The organism is Paroceanicella profunda (assembly GCF_005887635.2).
Classification (GTDB): Bacteria; Pseudomonadota; Alphaproteobacteria; order Rhodobacterales; family Rhodobacteraceae; genus Paroceanicella; species Paroceanicella profunda.
In genome coordinates, this window is record NZ_CP040818.1 from 3,173,848 (window position 1) to 3,189,376 (window position 15,529).

The window sequence follows — 15,529 nt, forward strand, 5'->3', positions numbered from 1 at the left end:
GATGGCCCTGTCCTGGCGCGCGCGCAGACGGTTGGCCCTCCTGCTCCTGCTGGTGGGCATGCCGGCCTACGTGATCGTGGCCGTGACGGTGATGTCGCTGCTCGACCGGCCGCACTGGGCCGTCGAACTGGCCATCTACGTGGGTCTCGGCGTGCTCTGGGCGCTGCCGTTCCGCTTCGTGTTCAAGGGGGTGGGCCGGGAGGACCCGGACGCCTGACGCCGCCTCCGCCCGGGCCGCACCCGTCCGTTCCGGTGTCCGGCCGGGCAGGGGATGGCGCCACCCTTGCTTCCGGGTCTCGCCCGAAGGCGCGGGGCCCCGGGGGAGCGGCACTGCCCGGAGCGCAAGCGCCCCGGTCCCACGCCGATCGCCTGTCCTGAGGAGGTCTTGTCAGCCGTGTCAGCCCAGCCGTCGCCCCCCGCCCCCCCCCTGCCGCCCTTCGCGGACCAGGATGCGCGTGTCACCCTCGTGGGCGGGGGTGATCTGGCCGAGCCGGTGTTGCGCGCGGCCGAGGAACTGGCGCCGCGCCTCTTCGCGGCCGATGGCGGCGCGGACCGGCTGCGCGCCTTCGGCCGGATGCCCGAAGCGATCATCGGCGACCTGGATTCCCTCGGCGCGCAGGAGGCGTACCGCTCCGCCGGGGTGGAGATCCGCGCCGTCGCGGAGCAGGACAGCACCGATTTCGAGAAATGCCTCACCCATGTCGCCGCGCGGCTGGTGATCGGCGTGGGGTTCACCGGCGGCCGGGTGGACCACCTGCTGTCGGCGCTGTCGGCCATCGCCGCGCGGCCGGAGCGGCGCATCCTGCTGCTGGGCCCGGAAGACCTGTGCTTTCTCGCCGCCGGGCCGGTGATGCTGGACCTGCCGCCGCAGACCCGGGTGTCGCTCTGGCCCGTCGCCCCCACGCGGGTGACCCGCTGCGAGGGCCTGGTCTGGAACGCCGAAGGCATGGAAATGGCGCCGGACGGCCGGATCGGCACCTCCAACGCGGCCCTGGGCGGGCCGGTCACCCTCGCGTTCGACCGGCCGGGGATGCTCGTATTCCTGCCGCTCAGCGCGCTCGGGCAGACGGCGTGCATGTTGAACAGCGCGAACTGGTAACCCCGCGCACGGGGCCATCTCCTCCGGCGCCGCACGGGCGGTGCGGTGTCAGCACTCGGGAATGTTCACCGCCAGCCCGCCCAGCGAGGTTTCCTTGTAGCGCGCGTCCATGTCGCGCCCGGTCTGGCGCAGGGTTTCGATGCAGGCGTCCAGCGGCACGAAATGCGAGCCGTCGCCGCGCAGGGCCAGCGAGGCCGCGGCCACCGCCTTCACCGCGCCCAGCCCGTTGCGCTCGATGCAGGGCACCTGCACGAGGCCGCGCACCGGGTCGCAGGTCATGCCCAGATGGTGCTCCAGCGCGATCTCCGCGGCGTTCTCAACCTGCTCGGGCGAGCCGCCGAGCACGGCGCAGAACCCGGCCGCGGCCATCGCGGCGGCGGAGCCCACCTCGCCCTGGCAGCCCACCTCCGCGCCGGAGATCGAGGCATTGGTCTTGATGATCCCGCCCACGGCAGCGGCGGTGAGCAGGAAATCGCGCACGCCGCGGCCCTGCGCGCCGGGCACGTGGTCCAGCCAGTAGCGGATCACCGCCGGCACCACGCCGGCCGCGCCGTTGGTGGGCGCGGTGACCACGCGGCCCCCCGCGGCATTCTCCTCGTTCACCGCCATCGCATAGACGGAAATCCAGTCGTTCGTGACATGCGGCGGCGCCAGGTTCAGCCCGCGCTCATGGTCGAGCTGGGCGCGGATCATCCCGGCGCGGCGCTTCACGCCCAGCCCGCCGGGCAGCTGACCGGTGCCCGACAGCCCGCGCTCCATGCAGTCGCGCATCACCTCCCAGATCCGGTCCAGCCCGGCGTCGAGCGGCTGGCCGGGTGCGGCGGCCAGCTCGTTCGCGCGCTTCATCGCGGCGATGGAGAGGCCGGAGGCCCGGGCCATCTCCAGCATCTGCGCGGCGGTGCGGAACGGGTAGGGCACCGGAAGGGGCGCCCCCGGCGCCGGGCGCTCCAGCTCCCGTTCGGTGAGCACGAAGCCGCCGCCCACGGAATAATAGGTCTCGCGCAGGGCGAGGTTCCCGGCCGCGTCCATGGCCTCCAGCACCATGCCATTGGCATGGCCGGGCAGCGGCGGGCCATAGTCGAACACGATGTCGCGGGAGGGATCGAACGCCATCTCCGGAAGGCCCTCCGGGGTGAGGGCGTGGCGCTCGGCCAGGGCGGCCTCGGCCGCTTCGGCGCGCTGCGGGTCCAGCGTGGCGGGCACGAAACCGGCAAGGCCCAGGGTCACCGCGCGGTCCGTCGCGTGGCCCTTGCCGGTGAAGGCGAGCGAGCCGTGCAGGGTGCAGCGCAGCGCCGCGGGGGCGCCGGCGCCGGGGATGCGGTCCGCGCCGCTGCGCAGCCGCTCGAGAAAGCGCGCCGCCGCCAGCATCGGCCCCATCGTGTGCGAGCTGGACGGGCCCACGCCGATCTTGAACATGTCGAACACACTGAGGAACATCCGGCGTCTCCCTTGCTGGCGCCCCCGAGCATAACGTGCGCCCGCGGCCGCAACAGGCCGATACCGACATTCGGCAGGCGAAACGGGACAGAGCGACGCGGGCATTTCGTCTCGCAACAGGCCGCGCTAACCATTATAGAGGCCTGCGGGCCGGGACCTCCCCCGGACCGGCAGCCCCACGCGCCGAGGTTGACGATGAGCCGCGAACTTTCTCCGCCCGACCGGGCCAAATTCCTGGCCGCGCGCCAGGCTCTCACCTTCGTCGAGGACGGAATGCGGCTTGGGCTCGGCACCGGGTCCACCGCGGCCTGGTTCCACCGGCTGCTGGCCGAGCGCATCCACCGCGAGGGGCTGAACGTGATCGGCGTGCCCACCTCCTCGCGCACGCGCGACCTGTGCAACGCACTCGGCGTGCCGCTCACCACGCTGGACGACGCGGGCTGGCTGGACCTCACCATCGACGGCGCCGACGAGCTGGACGAGAGCCTCACGCTCATCAAGGGCGGCGGCGGCGCGCTCCTGCTGGAGAAGATCGTCGCCACCGCCTCCGACCGCATGCTGGTGATCGCGGACGGCGCGAAGCGGGTGAAGACGCTGGGCGCCTTTCCGCTGCCGGTGGAGATCGTGCCCTTCGGCTGGAAGACCACCAAGGCCATCGTGGAGGAGGCGCTGGCCGACCTCGACGTGGACGGGCGCAATTCCACCCTGCGGCTGCACAATTCCGAACCCTTCGTCACCGACGAGGGCCATTTCATCATCGACCTGCACCTGGGCCGCATCGGCGACGCCACGGCGCTGGCGCATCTGCTCACCGACATTCCCGGCGTCGTGGAGACCGGGCTGTTCATCGGCATCGCCCAGGCGGCGGTGATCGGGGAGCCGGGCGGCACCGTCATCCGGATGACGCTGCACGAGGAGGACCGCGTGATCGCCCCTCCCGCGCCGGAGGAGGAGCAGGATCTCATCGGGAGGCTGGAGGACTGATGGCCGACTTCGACTTCGATCTCTTCGTCATCGGCGGCGGGTCCGGCGGTGTCCGGGCCGCGCGCATGGCCGCGCTCACCGGCGCGCGCGTCGGGCTGGCCGAGGAATTCCGCTACGGCGGCACCTGCGTGGTCCGCGGCTGCGTGCCCAAGAAGCTCATGGTCTACGCCTCCGCCTTCGCCGAGGCCTTCGAGGACGCGGAGGGCTTCGGCTGGTCCGTGCCGCAGAAGCCGGTGTTCGACTGGTCCTCGCTGATCGCGGCGAAGGACGCCGAGATCGCCCGGCTGGAAGGGCTCTATGCCGCCAACCTGGACCGCACGGGCGTGCACTCCTTCTCCACCCGCGCCACCCTGGCCTCCGCGCACGAAGTGCGGCTGGCGACGGGCGAGACCTTCACCGCCCGCCACATCCTGATCGCCACCGGCGGCCGGCCCTTCCTGCCGCAGATCCCGGGCATCGGGCACGCGGTGAGCTCGAACGAGATGTTCGACCTGCCGGCGCAGCCCGGACGCGTGCTGATCGTGGGCGGCGGCTACATCGCCTGCGAGTTTGCCGGCATCCTCAACGGCCTCGGCAGCGCGGTGACGCTCGCCTACCGCCGCGACCTCGTCCTGCGCGGCTTCGACGCGGATGTGCGCACCCATGTCGCCGCGGAAATGGCGAAGAAGGGCATCGCCTTTCGCTACGGCGGCGAGCCGGCGGCCATCACCCCCCGCGCCGGGGGCGGTTTCACGGTGGAGATGGACGACGGCGGTGAGGTGGAGACCGACCTCGTGTTCTTCGCCACCGGCCGGGTGCCCAACACCGCCGGGCTGGGGCTGGAGGAGGTCGGCGTGGCGCTCACCCCCAACGGCGCGGTGAAGGTGGATGCCTTCTCGCAGAGCTCCGTCCCCTCGATCTACGCGGTGGGTGACGTGACCGACCGGCTCGCGCTCACGCCCGTGGCGATCCGCGAGGGCATGGCCTTCGTGGACACCGTGTTCCGCGCCACCCCCACCAGTCCGGACCACGACCTGGTGCCCACGGCCGTGTTCACCCAGCCCGAGATCGGCACGGTGGGGATGAGCGAGGAGGAGGCCCGCGCGCAGGGGCCGGTGGAGATCTACCGCTCCAGCTTCCGCCCCATGCTGCACACGCTCTCGGGGCGTGACGAGCGCATGCTGATGAAGCTGGTGGTGGCGCGGGAAAGCAGGCGCGTGCTCGGGTGCCACATCGTCGGCCACGGTGCGGGCGAAATGATCCAGCTCGCCGGCATCGCCGTGAAGATGGGCGCCACGAAGGAAGATTTCGACCGGACCTGCGCGGTCCACCCCACGGCGGCGGAAGAGCTTGTGACCATGCGTGAACCTGTCGCGGAGACTTGATCACGGGTCATGAAACCCCAGATTGGGGAACAATCTAAGCGGAGGACAAGGAGCGAAATGCCCTATAGCAACAATGGCGGCCCCTGGGGAGGCGGCGGTGGTGACGACAAGAAGGGTGGAGACGACCGCGGCCCCTGGGGCAACGGCAATCGCCCGGGCGGTGGAAACACGCAGGTTCCCGACATCGACCGCATCGTGAAGAAGGGGCAGGAGCAGCTTCGTGTTCTCATGGGCGGGAAGGGCGGCAACGGCCGTCCGCCCTCCGGTGGCGGCGGTGGCGGCGGCGCGAACCTCGGACGGGGCGGCATCGCCCTGATCGGTCTCGCCGCGGTCGGCGTCTGGCTGTTCGCCAGCTTCTACACCGTGAAGCCGGAAGAACGCGCGGTTGAGCTGTTCCTCGGCAAGTATTCCAACACCACGGGCCCCGGCCTGAACTTCGCGCCCTGGCCCGTCGTCACCCATGAGGTGGAGCCGGTCACCCGCGAGCGCGTGGTCAACGTGGGCGTGAACGAGACCCGCCGCGGCCAGACGGTCGAGGAAGGCCTGATGCTGACCGGGGACGAGAACATCGTCGACATCGACTTCCAGGTGGTCTGGAACGTGTCGGACCTGCGCGAGTTCCTGTTCAACCTGAAGGACCCGGAAGCCACCATCTCCGCCGTGTCGGAATCCGCCATGCGCGAGGTGATCGGCCGGTCCGACCTGGCTCCGATCCTGAACCGCGACCGCGCCCAGGTGAGCCAGGAGGTCTACACCATCATCCAGGACACGCTCGACAGCTACAGCAGCGGCATCCACATCGTGCGCGTGAACTTCGACAAGGCCGACCCGCCCGCCGACGTGATCGACTCGTTCCGCGACGTCCAGGCCGCCGAGCAGGAGCGCAACCGCTTCGAGCAGCAGGCCCAGACCTACTCGAACAAGAAGCTCGCCGAGGCCCGCGGTGAAGCCGCCCAGCTGGTGCAGGAGGCCGAGGCCTACCGCTCCCAGGCGGTCAACGAGGCCCAGGGTGCGGCGTCGCGCTTCACGGCGATCTACAACGAATACGTCAACGCGAAGGAGGTGACCCGCAAGCGCCTCTATCTCGAGACCATGGAGCGGGTGCTCGGCAACGTGGACAAGGTGATCATCGATCCCGACGTCGGCAAGAGCGTGGTGCCCTACCTGCCGCTCAACGAGTTGCGCTCGACGCCCAAGCCGGAGGACGCCCAATGAAACGGAGCACCATTCTTCTCGGTGCCGCCGCCGTCGTCGTGATCGCGGCCGCCTCCTCGGTGTTCATCGTGGACGAGCGCGAGCAGGCGCTGGTGCTGCAGTTCGGCGAAGTCGTCGAGAAGCGCACGGATCCCGGCATCGGCTTCAAGATCCCGTTCATCCAGAACGTGGTGAAGTTCGACAAGCGCATCCTCGCGCTCGAAACCCGCGAGCTGGAGGTGACCCCGCTCGACGACCGTCGCCTGGTGGTGGACGGGTTCGCGCGCTGGCGCATCATCAGCCCGGAGCGCTTCCGCCAGGCGGTGGGCAGCGAGGACGAGGCGATGGTCCGCCTGGAGCGCATCCTGAACGCCTCGCTGCGCCAGGAACTGGGCTCGGTCACCTCCAACGAGGTGCTGTCCTCGGACCGGCAGGCGCTGATGACCCGGATCCGCGACGTGGCCCGCACCTCCTCCGAGGGGCTGGGCGTGGAGATCATCGACGTGCGCATCCGCCGCGCCGACCTGCCCAAGCAGAACCTCTCCGCCACGTTCAACCGCATGAAGTCCGAGCGTGAGCGCGAGGCGGCGGACGAGCGGGCCCGGGGCCAGGAGGCGGCGCAGATCATCCGCGCCCAGGCGGACCGTACGGCCGTGGAAACCCTGTCGAAGGCGCGCAAGCAGTCGGAGATCATCCGCGGTGAGGCCGATGGCCAGCGCAACAAGATCTACGCCGATGCCTATGGCCGCGACCCCGAGTTCTACGCCTTCTACCGCTCGCTGGAGGCCTACACCAAGGCGCTGGATGCCGGGAAATCGACGATGGTGATGACGCCGGACAGCGAGTTCTTCGAGTACCTCCGCTCCGCCGGCGTGCCCACGCCGGGGCTGAACGGCATCGGGCTTGTCGACAGCGATGCGCCTGCGCCGCCGCCCGAGGCCGCCGCCGGTGCTCCGGCAGCCGATGCCCCCGCGACCCCGGCGCCCGCGGCGTCCGGAATTCAGGCGCCCGTGGCGCCGGCAGACCAGGCTCCGGCTCCGTCCGAATGAGCCGCCCCCCGGAGGCCGCCGCGCGGCCTCCGGACCCTTTCAGGACAGGCAGGCGGGGCAGAGGGGCAATTTGTCACGCCCGGCTCTCGATTGCTAACCTGATGGTGATCTATCATGATCACAAATGCCTCGCATCGCACCTGCATTGGTGAGAAAGTCTGCCTCGAGCCTGAGGCTGACATCCGCCCCGCATCCGGGACGGACCGGCATCCCGACCCACGCGGCCGTCGCGTGCCAGGCCGGCCCCGGGCGGTGTTCGATAGAGGAGAAAGACCTTGGCTCTACTGCCCACCGTAGCAAGGTCCGTCACGCGACGGGCCGACGCAATTCGTTCCTACGCTCCCCTGCGCAAGGTCCTGGCTGTCGGGCTCATGGCCGCGACGGTCGCCGTCGCCCAGGCGCCGGTCGTGGAAGCGAGGGGCGCGCCCGACAGTTTCGCGGATCTCGCCGCGCAGCTCAGCCCCGCGGTGGTGAACATCACCACCAGCCAGATCGTCGCGCGCCGCGACGAAGGCCCCAACCCGATGGTCCCCGAGGGCTCGCCCTTCGAGGAATTCTTCAAGAACTTCCGTGACCGCCAGCGCCAGAGCCCCGAGCGGGCCACCGCCCTCGGCTCCGGGTTCATCATTTCCGCTGACGGCTACATCGTCACCAACAACCACGTGATCGAATCCGCCGACGAAATTTCCATCGAGCTGTTCTCCGGCAAGAACCTCGATGCCAAGCTCATCGGCACCGACCCCAAGACCGACATCGCTCTGCTCAAGGTCGAGAGCGACGAGCCGCTGCCCTTCGTGAACTTCGGCGACAGCGATCTCGCCCGGGTGGGCGACTGGGTGATGGCGATCGGCAACCCGCTGGGCCAGGGCTTCTCCGTCACCGCCGGCATCGTCTCGGCGCGCAACCGCTCGCTGCGCGGCTCCTACGATGACTTCATCCAGACCGACGCGGCCATCAACCGGGGCAACTCGGGCGGCCCGCTGTTCAACATGGACGGCCAGGTCATCGGCGTGAACACGGCCATCCTTTCGCCCAACGGCGGCTCCATCGGCATCGGCTTCTCCATGTCCTCCAACGTGGTCAAGAACGTCGTCGACCAGCTCAAGGACTTCGGCGAGACCCGGCGCGGCTGGCTCGGTGTCCGCATCCAGCCCGTCGACCCGGCAATGGCCGAGGCGCTCGGGCTGAAGGAAGCCTCCGGTGCCCTGGTCGCGGGCGTCACCGATGACGGCCCCGCCGCCGCTGCCGGCATCAAGGGCGGGGACGTGATCCTCTCCTTCGACGGCAACGACGTGAAGGAAATGCGCGACCTGCCGCGCATGGTGGCCGACACCAAGGTGGGCAAGGCCGTCCGCGTGGTGCTGTTCCGCGAGGGCAAGACCCAGACCGTGCTCGTCACCCTGGGCCGGCTCGAGGAGAACGAGGTCAACGCCTCGATGGAGGGCGGCCCGACCGGCGATGGCGCGCCGCAGCCGAGCACCGATGCCCAGGTCCTCGGGATGACCCTGTCGGCCATCACCCCGGATATGCGTGAGCAGTTCGGCCTGCCGGACGATCTCCAGGGCATCATCGTCTCGGACATGGATGCCACCAGCGCCGCCTTCGAGAAGGGCCTGCGCCCGGGCGACGTGATCATGGAAGTCGGCCAGCAGCCGGTTGCCACCCCGGCGGATGCCGAGGCCCGGGTGAAGGCGGCCAAGGAAGCGGGGCGCACCTCCATCCTCATGCTGGTCCAGCGCGAGGGCGAGCCGCGCTTCGTGGCCCTCAAGCTCGAGGACTGAGAGGCCCGGGCCCAACGGTCCCGACCTGCCAGGGGCCCCCGCGAGGGGGCCCTTTTTCATGGCCCGTTCACCGCCGGTACATGGCCTGATTTCCACTGGCAGGCCCCGCCGGCCTGCATTAAGACTTATCCGCAACGCGCATCGGGAAAGGCAGAGCATGGCTAAGATTACCTACATCGAGCACAACGGAACCGAACATGTGGTGGACGTGCCCAATGGCATGACCGTGATGGAAGGCGCCCGCGACAACGGCATTCCCGGCATCGACGCTGACTGCGGTGGCGCCTGCGCCTGCTCGACCTGCCATGTCTATGTGGACCCGGCCTGGGTCGACAAGCTGCCGGCCAAGGACGACATGGAGATCGACATGCTCGACTTCGCCTGGAACCCGGGCGAGACCTCGCGGCTCACCTGCCAGCTCCGCGTCACCGACGCGCTGGACGGCCTCAAGGTGAAGATGCCGGAAAAGCAGATCTGACCCACCGCCGGCCTGGGCGCGCGCCCGGCCACGCGAAGAATCGCGGCCTCTCCCCACCCGGGGAGAGGCCGCTGTCATGTCCGGGGGGCGTCGGCCTGCCGGGGCTGCGGGCGGGACTTGCTGTCATCTCGGCTGCTCTCCGCCGTGCCCCGGGCGGCAAACCTTCAGCAGCGGCCCGCAGCCAGAGGTGCCCCGAGCCCACCCGCCTCATGGCGCTTGGCCGAGCGGGATGCCAGGCCGCGCCGGGCACTGCGCGCCGGCGATGTCACTCCCCGCAACAATCACCCCGGCATTCAGGATACACCACCCCGCGCCATCGCCCCAGCGCCCACCAGAGGGCCAGATGCGGCCCTGAGCGCCGGCGGAGAGCCGGAGAGCTACCCGGAGAGGCGGAGAGGCGGAGAGGCGGAGAGGCGGAGAGGCGGAGAGGCGGAGAGGCGGAGAGGCGGAGAGGCGGAGAGGCGGAGAGGCGGAGAGGGCCCTCGGCGCGGCGCCGGGGGCTGTCAACCCCGCCCGCGCGGGGGCTCTTCCGCGTCAGTGCCGGCCCGGGGCGGTCAGTCCCGGGTCAGCGCCCGCCAGCCGATGTCGCTGCGGCAGAAGCCGCCGGGCCAGTCGATGGCCTCCACGGCGCGGTAGGCGCGGGCGCGGGCCTCGGCCAGCGTGGGGCCCGTGGCGGTGACGTTCAGCACCCGGCCGCCGTTGGAGAGGATGGCGCCGCCCTCCGCCTTCGTGCCGGCGTGGAAGATGGTCACCCCCTCCACGGCATTCGCCGCGTCCAGCCCGCCGATCGCCTCGCCCTTCGCGTAGGCGCCGGGATAGCCTTCGGCCGCCATCACCACGGTGATCGCGGGGTCCTCCGCCCAGTCGATGGCAAAGCCACCCAGCGTGCCGCGCGCGGCGGCGAGCAGGGCGTCGAGCATCCCGGCCCCGGCGCGCAGCATCAGCACCTGCGCCTCCGGGTCGCCGAAGCGGACGTTGTATTCCACCAGCCGCGGCCCCTCGGGGCCGATCATCAGCCCGGCGTAGAGCACCCCCTGGTAGGGCGTGCCGCGCCGGGCCATCTCCGCGATGCAGGGCTTCACGATCTCGTCGAGCGCGCGGCGCTCGATCTCGGGCGTCATCACCGGAGCGGGCGAATAGGCGCCCATGCCGCCGGTGTTCGGGCCCTCGTCGCCATCGAAGGCGCGCTTGTGGTCCTGCGCGCTGGCAAGCGGTAGCACGTCGGTGCCGTCGGTGAGCACGAAGAAGGAGGCTTCCTCGCCGGTCATGAACTCCTCGATCACCACGGAGGCGCCGGCCGTGCCGAAGGCGCCGCCCAGCATGTCGGTGATCGCGGCCTCCGCCTCCTCCAGCGTCATGGCGACGACCACGCCCTTGCCGGCGGCCAGGCCGTCGGCCTTGATCACGATCGGCGCGCCCTGCGCGCGCACGTAGGCGAGGGCGGCGGCTTCCTCGGTGAAGCGCGCCCAGGCGGCGGTCGGCGCGCCGCAGGCGTCGCAGATTTCCTTGGTGAAGGTCTTGGAGGCCTCGAGCTGGGCCGCCTCGCGCCCCGGCCCGAAGGTGAGGAGTCCGGCCGCGCGCAGCACGTCGGCCACGCCGGCGGCCAGCGGCGCCTCGGGCCCGATCACCACGAAGTCGATGCCGGCCTCGGCGCAGAAGTCGCGCACCGCCGCGCCATCCTCCGCGTCCAGTGCCACGCACTGGGCCAGGCTGGCGATGCCGCCGTTGCCCGGCGCGCAATAGAGCTTGTCGCACAAGGCGTTGCGGCTGATCGCCCAGGCCAGCGCGTGCTCGCGCCCACCGCTGCCGAGAATGAGGATGTTCACGCGAGAGCCCTCCGCTGGCCGTCTGAAGTCCTGCCGCCGTTCTAGGGAGGCGGCGGAGGCGTCGCAAGCGGAATGCGCCCTTTGGTTCGGCGTGGAAAGCCGCTATTCAGGGCGCATGAGCGAGCTATTCGATGATGACGGCCCCGAGCCGGACAGCGCGGCGGGCAATGCGCCCGTCTTCAGTGTAACCGAACTGTCCGGCGCGGTGAAACGCGCCATCGAGGGCGGATTCGGCCATGTGCGGGTGCGGGGCGAGGTGGGGCGCGTGTCACGGCCCGCGTCGGGGCATCTGTACCTCGACCTGAAGGACGAGCGGGCGGTGCTCTCCTCGGTGATCTGGAAGGGCACGGCGCGCAGCCTCGCCACCCGGCCGGAGGAGGGCATGGAGGTGATCGCCACCGGGCGGCTCACCACCTTCCCGGGCCAGTCGCGCTACCAGCTCATCATCGAGAGCATCGCGCCCGCCGGACTGGGCGCGCTGATGGCCATGCTGGAGAAGCGCAAGGCGGCCCTGGGCGCCGAGGGGCTGTTCGACCCGGCCCGCAAGCGCCGCCCGCCCTACCTGCCGGAGGTGATCGGCGTGATCACCTCGCCCTCCGGCGCGGTGATCCGCGACATCCTGCACCGGCTGCGCGACAGGTTCCCGCGCAGGGTCCTGCTCTGGCCGGTGGTGGTGCAGGGCGAGCGCTGCGCCCCGGAAGTGGCCGCGGCCATCCACGGCTTCAACGCGCTGCCGCAGGGCGGGCCGATCCCGCGGCCGGACGTGCTCATCGTCGCGCGCGGGGGCGGCTCGGTGGAGGACCTCTGGGGCTTCAACGAGGAGATCGTGGTGCGTGCCGCCGCGGCGAGCGCCATTCCGCTCATCTCCGCCGTGGGCCATGAGACCGACACCACGCTGATCGATTTCGCCGCGGACCTGCGCGCGCCCACGCCCACCGCCGCGGCCGAGCTGGCCGTGCCGGTGCGCGCCGAGCTCATCGCCACGCTGGGCGCGGCGGAGGAGCGGCGCCGGCGCGCCCTCGCACGCCTGCTCGCAGAGCGCGGCCAGCGCCTGCGCGACCTCTCTCGCCTGTTGCCCCGGCCCGAGATGCTGGTGGCTGAGCGGGCCCAGCGGCTGGACGAGATGTCCGGGCGCCTGCCGCGCGCGCTGTCGGGCTTCACCCAGGGCAAGCGCCTGCAGCTGTCGCGCAGCCGGGCGGGGGAGTTCGGGCCGAGGCTGCTCACGCTCGCGCTCACCCGCAAGCGCAGCGAGCTGGGGCGCAGCAGCGCCGGGCGCTTCGGGGCGCATCTGCTGGGCGGGATGCTGCAGCGGCGGCAGGAGCGGCTGGGCAGTCTCGCCGGCCGGCTGAGCCCGGAGACCCTGCTGCGCCGGCGGGCCGATCTTGCCGAGCGGCTGGTGGAGCGCGGCACCCGTTTCGAGCGGGCCGGGCGCGAGCTGATGGCCCGCCGGCGCGAGCGGCTGGAGCGTGCGTCGCGCCTGCTGGAAACCCTGGGCTACCAGCGGACGCTGGAGCGGGGCTACGCGGTGGTGCGCGAGCCCGGAGGGGCTCTGGTTTCCGAGGCCGAGCGCGCGCGCCGCGCGCCCCTGCTGGAGCTGGAGTTCCGCGACGGCACGGTGACCGTGGGCACCGCGCGCCCCGGCGCGCCCCGGCGCAAGACCGACGAGGACCCGCAGGGCTCGCTCTTCTGAGGTCAGACCCCGATGCGCGGGCCGGGGCAGTTCAGCGGCCTGGCGTCACGGCCGCTCATGTGCAGTTCGCCCAACCCGTCCGGGTCCCGCTCCGAGCGCACGAAGATCTCGCCGTCACGCCGGATCACCTGCCAGCATTGCGCCGCGGGGTTGCCCTCATAGGTGAAGCACAGGGCGCCGTTCATCTCGAACCAGCGGCCTTCCTGGCAGGTGCCGGAGCCGTCCATCCAGCGGCTGCGGTTGCCCTTAAGGTATTGCTCGGCGCCGTAGAACTGCCCATCACGCTCGAAGTAAAGCGTGTAACCTTCGGCAATGGAACGGAAACCCTCCTCTCCCAGCGTTTCGTCGGCCAGGGCGGGAGCGGCGGCGCAGAGCAGCGCCGCGAGAGCCATGATCTTCATCGGATGCGGAACCGCAGGGTGACGGGCAGCAGGCAGACCGCCGCGTTGCAGGGCTGGAGCGACAGGGTGACCATCTCCTCCGGGTGATTGAGCGGCAGCGACAGCGTGCCGGTGTGCACCGGCACCGGGGCCGGCGTGTGCGGGTTCTCCCAGGGCTCCGGCGCGGGCCAGACGGTGGCAGCGCCCTCGAGCGCCGCCCCGGCGAGCCCCTCCGCGCCCGCCGCCGCCACGTGCCATCCCGGCGCGATGGTGACGATGAGCTTGTGCGCGCCGGTGGCGTGGAAGGTCTCCAGCCGTACGCGCAGGGCCCCGTCGGCGCAGACGCGCGTGGCGCCGGCCTCGCCGTCCGCGAGGATGCGCACCGCGGAGAGCGCCGTGGGCCAGACCGCAGGATAATCCGAGATCCGCGCGGAGAGCGCGTCGCGCAGCGCCTCGGCCCGGGCGCGCATCAGCGGCAGCGGCCGACGCAGCGCCAGCCGTGCGAGCAGTTCCAGCGCCGAGGATTCCCCGGACGGCACCGCGCCGTCCTCGGTCTCGTAGATCCGCGCGAAGGGGCCGGGGCCGAAGCCGCTGGCCAGCCGGCCGCGCCCGTCATCGAAGCGCGCGAGCATGGTGCTGGCCAGCGCCTCGGCGCGCTCCGCCCAGGCCTGCGTGCCCGTGGCATCGTGCAAGGCGAGGCAGGCGAGCCCGAGCCAGGCATAGTCCGACAGGAGCGCCGGCTCCTGCGCCCGGCCGCGGGCATGGATACGGCACAGCCCGTCCGGCCCGTCCAGCCGGGCGAACACCGCCTCGGCGGCGCGCACGGCCAGGGCGGCCCAGTGCGGGTTGTGGAACTCCAGCGCGGCCTCGGCCAGGGCCCGGATCATCAGGCCGTTCCAGCCGGCGATGACCTTTTCGTCGCGCAGGGGCCGGGCGCGGGCGGCGCGGTACTCATGCAACTGGCGCAGGATCACCGGCAGCGCATCCGGGTCCCACAGGCCGGGGGGCACCTCCTCCTCGGGCACCAGATGCGCCACCGCACCGGCCTCCAGGGTGGGGGCGCGGTCGATCCCCAGCATGGCGATGGCCTTTTCCGCGAGATCGGGGTGCAGCAGCGCGCGCACCTGCTCCGGCGTCCAGGCGTAGAAGGCGCCTTCCTCCAGCCGGCCGTCGGGGGTGAGGGAATCCGCGTCCTCCGCGGCGTAGAAGGCACCGTCCGGCGCTGTCATCTCCGCTTCCAGGTAGCGCACGCAGCAGCCCGCCTCATGGCCGCCCCAATGCGCCACCTGGTGGAGCTCGGTGTAGCATCGCAGCAGAAGGGCCTGATTGTAGAGCATTTTCTCGAAATGCGGTGTGCGCCAGTTCACGTCCACCGTGTAGCGGTGGAAGCCACCGCCGACCTGGTCGTGGATGCCGCCCTCGGCCATGGCCGAGAGCGTGCGGCGCGCGATGTCGAGGGCCTTGTCCGGGCCGCCGCGCCGCCAGTGGTCGAGCAGGAACAGCAGGAAGCCTTCCTGCGGGAACTGGGTGCCCTTGCTGAAGCCGCCGTCCTCCGGGTTGAACATCCGGGCCATGCGCTCGAAGGCCGCGTCCGGCGCGGTGACCAGCGGCACCGCCTCCTTGCGTTCGGAGGTGATGGCGGCGATGGCGTCCGACAGCCGGCCGGCGAGGCTGGTGAATTCCGCCCGCCCCGAGCTTTTCCAGCCGTTGGCGATGGCGCCAAGCACCTGGGCGAACTGCGGTTTCGGGAAATAGGTGCCGGTGTGGAACGGCCTGCCGTCGGGCAGCAGCCAGGCCGAGTTCGGCCAGCCGGCATGGCCGTTCTGCAGGCTGGTGGCGGCGATGTAGATCTGGTCGATGTCCGGCCGGCTCTCGCGGTCCAGCTTCACCGGCACGAAATGCGCGTTGAGGAGGGCGGCGATCTCCTCGTTGTCGAAGCTCTCCTCCTCCATCACATGGCACCAGTGGCAGGTGGCGTAACCGGCGGAGAGGAACACCGGCACGTCGCGGCGCGCGGCCTCGGCCAGCGCCGCCTCGCCCCAGGGCCACCAGTCCACCGGGTTGTGCGCGTGCTGGAGCAGGTAGGGCGAGGCCTCGCGGATCAGCCGGTTCACGTAGCGCGGCGCGTCGCCATCCATGAGATGGGTGCGCGGGCGGTGATCGGGGCCGAGGGCGGCGAAGGCCGCGGCCAGCTCGGCCTCGGTCTCGGGGCTGCGCTCGGCCTGCGGGGGGGCTTGTGTCATCCGC

13 protein-coding genes are annotated in these 15,529 nt (G+C 71.3%); 9 read left to right on the forward strand and 4 right to left on the reverse strand.

The window, feature by feature from the left end:
* Window position 1 precedes the first annotated feature (1 nt).
* Together FDP22_RS14160 and FDP22_RS14165 are read left to right on the forward strand one after the other, a co-directional pair.
* Entirely contained in the window at window positions 2–217 is a 216-nt protein-coding gene (locus tag FDP22_RS14160) for a DUF2842 domain-containing protein (protein WP_138574639.1), read from the forward strand.
* Between the two features lie 177 nt (window positions 218–394).
* Complete coding sequence (locus FDP22_RS14165; protein ID WP_239031783.1) at window positions 395–1,099, forward strand: thiamine diphosphokinase; 705 nt, start codon at window positions 395–397, stop codon at window positions 1,097–1,099.
* A gap of 48 nt (window positions 1,100–1,147) precedes the next feature.
* Here the strand turns inward: FDP22_RS14165 and FDP22_RS14170 are convergent, their stop codons facing one another.
* Window positions 1,148–2,536, reverse strand: coding sequence for an L-serine ammonia-lyase (locus tag FDP22_RS14170; protein ID WP_138574643.1), 1,389 nt, complete (start codon window positions 2,534–2,536; stop codon window positions 1,148–1,150).
* Window positions 2,537–2,731: 195 nt separating this feature from the next.
* Here FDP22_RS14170 and rpiA point away from each other — a divergent pair, with 195 nt between their 5' ends.
* From rpiA to FDP22_RS14200, 6 genes are all read left to right on the forward strand, one after another.
* The gene (gene rpiA / locus FDP22_RS14175) at window positions 2,732–3,520 is read left to right on the forward strand and encodes a ribose-5-phosphate isomerase RpiA (RefSeq protein ID WP_138574645.1); all 789 of its coding nucleotides are present in this window, start codon (window positions 2,732–2,734) and stop codon (window positions 3,518–3,520) included.
* The gene (gene gor, locus FDP22_RS14180) at window positions 3,520–4,884 is read left to right on the forward strand and encodes a glutathione-disulfide reductase (protein WP_138574647.1); all 1,365 of its coding nucleotides are present in this window, start codon (window positions 3,520–3,522) and stop codon (window positions 4,882–4,884) included. The genes rpiA and gor overlap by 1 nt, the downstream gene beginning before the upstream one ends.
* Window positions 4,885–4,941: 57 nt before the next feature.
* On the forward strand, window positions 4,942–6,099 hold the full coding sequence (gene hflK, locus FDP22_RS14185; protein ID WP_138574649.1) for an FtsH protease activity modulator HflK: 1,158 nt from the start codon (window positions 4,942–4,944) through the stop codon (window positions 6,097–6,099).
* Entirely contained in the window at window positions 6,096–7,127 is a 1,032-nt protein-coding gene (hflC, locus tag FDP22_RS14190; protein ID WP_170317708.1) for a protease modulator HflC, read from the forward strand. The genes hflK and hflC overlap by 4 nt, the downstream gene beginning before the upstream one ends.
* Window positions 7,128–7,411: 284 nt before the next feature.
* On the forward strand, window positions 7,412–8,908 hold the full coding sequence (locus FDP22_RS14195) for a DegQ family serine endoprotease (RefSeq protein WP_430225882.1): 1,497 nt from the start codon (window positions 7,412–7,414) through the stop codon (window positions 8,906–8,908).
* Window positions 8,909–9,065: 157 nt separating this feature from the next.
* On the forward strand, window positions 9,066–9,386 hold the full coding sequence (locus tag FDP22_RS14200) for a 2Fe-2S iron-sulfur cluster-binding protein (protein ID WP_138574651.1): 321 nt from the start codon (window positions 9,066–9,068) through the stop codon (window positions 9,384–9,386).
* Window positions 9,387–9,940: 554 nt separating this feature from the next.
* Here FDP22_RS14200 and purD read toward each other — a convergent pair.
* Window positions 9,941–11,212 carry a phosphoribosylamine--glycine ligase gene (purD, locus tag FDP22_RS14205; protein WP_138574653.1) on the reverse strand — a complete coding sequence of 424 codons (1,272 nt, stop codon included), beginning with the start codon at window positions 11,210–11,212 and terminating at the stop codon, window positions 9,941–9,943.
* Window positions 11,213–11,327: 115 nt separating this feature from the next.
* Here purD and xseA point away from each other — a divergent pair, with 115 nt between their 5' ends.
* Entirely contained in the window at window positions 11,328–12,902 is a 1,575-nt protein-coding gene (xseA, locus tag FDP22_RS14210; protein ID WP_138574655.1) for an exodeoxyribonuclease VII large subunit, read from the forward strand.
* A gap of 2 nt (window positions 12,903–12,904) precedes the next feature.
* On the opposite strand, the gene FDP22_RS14215 is transcribed toward xseA, so the two are convergent.
* On the reverse strand, window positions 12,905–13,303 hold the full coding sequence (locus FDP22_RS14215) for a hypothetical protein (RefSeq protein WP_138574657.1): 399 nt from the start codon (window positions 13,301–13,303) through the stop codon (window positions 12,905–12,907).
* Window positions 13,300–15,525: a thioredoxin domain-containing protein gene (locus tag FDP22_RS14220; RefSeq protein ID WP_138574659.1), complete on the reverse strand. Its 2,226-nt coding sequence runs from the start codon at window positions 15,523–15,525 to the stop codon at window positions 13,300–13,302. The genes FDP22_RS14215 and FDP22_RS14220 overlap by 4 nt, the downstream gene beginning before the upstream one ends.
* Between the last annotated feature and the right edge of the window lie 4 nt (window positions 15,526–15,529).

Coding starts and splice junctions, on each gene's coding strand:
- FDP22_RS14160 (WP_138574639.1), top strand. CDS start 2: ATGGCCCTGTCCTGGCGCGCGCGCAGACGGTTGGCCCTCCTGCTCCTG.
- FDP22_RS14170 (WP_138574643.1), bottom strand. CDS start 2,536: ATGTTCCTCAGTGTGTTCGACATGTTCAAGATCGGCGTGGGCCCGTCC.
- rpiA (WP_138574645.1), top strand. CDS start 2,732: ATGAGCCGCGAACTTTCTCCGCCCGACCGGGCCAAATTCCTGGCCGCG.
- gor (WP_138574647.1), top strand. CDS start 3,520: ATGGCCGACTTCGACTTCGATCTCTTCGTCATCGGCGGCGGGTCCGGC.
- hflK (WP_138574649.1), top strand. CDS start 4,942: ATGCCCTATAGCAACAATGGCGGCCCCTGGGGAGGCGGCGGTGGTGAC.
- hflC (WP_170317708.1), top strand. CDS start 6,096: ATGAAACGGAGCACCATTCTTCTCGGTGCCGCCGCCGTCGTCGTGATC.
- FDP22_RS14200 (WP_138574651.1), top strand. CDS start 9,066: ATGGCTAAGATTACCTACATCGAGCACAACGGAACCGAACATGTGGTG.
- xseA (WP_138574655.1), top strand. CDS start 11,328: ATGAGCGAGCTATTCGATGATGACGGCCCCGAGCCGGACAGCGCGGCG.
- FDP22_RS14215 (WP_138574657.1), bottom strand. CDS start 13,303: ATGAAGATCATGGCTCTCGCGGCGCTGCTCTGCGCCGCCGCTCCCGCC.
- FDP22_RS14220 (WP_138574659.1), bottom strand. CDS start 15,525: ATGACACAAGCCCCCCCGCAGGCCGAGCGCAGCCCCGAGACCGAGGCC.